This is a genomic window from Arthrobacter humicola (genome assembly GCF_022803015.1).
In the GTDB taxonomy this organism is placed as follows: Bacteria; Actinomycetota; Actinomycetes; order Actinomycetales; family Micrococcaceae; genus Arthrobacter; species Arthrobacter humicola_A.
Window position 1 is genome coordinate 1 of the sequence record NZ_JAFKON010000027.1, and the last position, 2018, is coordinate 2018.

General features: G+C 55.3%; 1 rRNA gene. It reads left to right on the forward strand.

The annotated features are described in order from the left end of the window. Positions 1 to 1844, forward strand: a 23S ribosomal RNA gene (locus ARTB_RS21285); the annotation flags it as partial. Between the last annotated feature and the right edge of the window lie 174 nt (positions 1845 to 2018).

Here is a 2018-nt window from a genome sequence, read left to right on the forward strand (position 1 = left end):
TGGTTCAGGCGTCTGGAGTGGTAGGGGAGCGTCGTGTGGGCAGTGAAGTCGCGGTGGAAACCAGCGGTGGAGCCTACACGAGTGAGAATGCAGGCATGAGTAGCGAAAGACGGGTGAGAAACCCGTCCGCCGGATGATCAAGGGTTCCAGGGTCAAGCTAATCTGCCCTGGGTAAGTCGGGACCTAAGGCGAGGCCGACAGGCGTAGTCGATGGACAACGGGTTGATATTCCCGTACCGGCGAAAAACCGCCCATGCTGAACAGGGGATACTAACCGCCCGAAACCTGCCTGACCGCCCTTGTGGTGGAAGGGTTTTGGTGGAGCGCGGGACCTGATCCTGGGAGGCAAGCGTATTAACAGGTGTGACGCAGGAAGGTAGCCGAGCCGGGCGATGGTTGTCCCGGTCTAAGGATGTAGGGCGAACGGTAGGCAAATCCGCCGTTCATGATGCCTGAGATCTGACGGGACCCCCGTAGGGGGGGATTCGGTGATCCTATGCTGCCGAGAAAAGCATCGACGCGAGGTTTTAGCCGCCCGTACCCCAAACCGACACAGGTGATCAGGTAGAGAATACTAAGGCGATCGAGAGAATTATGGTTAAGGAACTCGGCAAAATGCCCCCGTAACTTCGGGAGAAGGGGGGCCCCAACCTTGAACACCACTTGCTGGTGGGAGGGGATCGGGGCCGCAGAGACCAGGGGGAAGCGACTGTTTACTAAAAACACAGGTCCGTGCGAAGTCGCAAGACGATGTATACGGACTGACTCCTGCCCGGTGCTGGAAGGTTAAGAGGACCGGTTAGCCGCAAGGCGAAGCTGAGAATTTAAGCCCCAGTAAACGGCGGTGGTAACTATAACCATCCTAAGGTAGCGAAATTCCTTGTCGGGTAAGTTCCGACCTGCACGAATGGAGTAACGACTTCCCCGCTGTCTCAACCATAAACTCGGCGAAATTGCAGTACGAGTAAAGATGCTCGTTACGCGCAGCAGGACGGAAAGACCCCGAGACCTTTACTATAGTTTGGTATTGGTGTTCGGAGTGGCTTGTGTAGGATAGGTGGGAGACGTTGAAGCCCGGACGCCAGTTCGGGTGGAGTCATCGTTGAAATACCACTCTGGTCACTTTGGACATCTAACTTCGGCCCGTAATCCGGGTCAGGGACAGTGCCTGATGGGTAGTTTAACTGGGGCGGTTGCCTCCTAAAAAGTAACGGAGGCGCCCAAAGGTTCCCTCAGCCTGGTTGGCAATCAGGTGTCGAGTGTAAGTGCACAAGGGAGCTTGACTGTGAGAGAGACATCTCGAGCAGGGACGAAAGTCGGGACTAGTGATCCGGCGGTACATTGTGGAATGGCCGTCGCTCAACGGATAAAAGGTACCTCGGGGATAACAGGCTGATCTTGCCCAAGAGTCCATATCGACGGCATGGTTTGGCACCTCGATGTCGGCTCGTCGCATCCTGGGGCTGGAGTAGGTCCCAAGGGTTGGGCTGTTCGCCCATTAAAGCGGTACGCGAGCTGGGTTTAGAACGTCGTGAGACAGTTCGGTCCCTATCCGCTGCGCGCGCAGGAAATTTGAGAAGGGCTGTCCTTAGTACGAGAGGACCGGGACGGACGAACCTCTGGTGTGTCAGTTGTACTGCCAAGTGCACCGCTGATTAGCTACGTTCGGATGGGATAACCGCTGAAAGCATCTAAGCGGGAAGCTCGCTTCGAGATGAGATTTCCATACACCTTGTGTGTGAGAGGCCCCCAGCCAGACCACTGGGTTGATAGGCCGGATGTGGAAGCGAGGACTAACGACTCGTGAAGCTGACCGGTACTAATAGGCCGATAACTTACACCACACACCCTTCCCGTGAACGGATTCAAAAGACGTTCACACCAGGGGGAGGGTACAAAGAAACAAGACTGCTTGCGTCCACTATGTGGTTCCCAAACAACAAACCCGTTACTTGACGGCACGTTGCGACAGGAACAAAACCACAACAAAATAACAACACCACAGATGTTGTAACCAC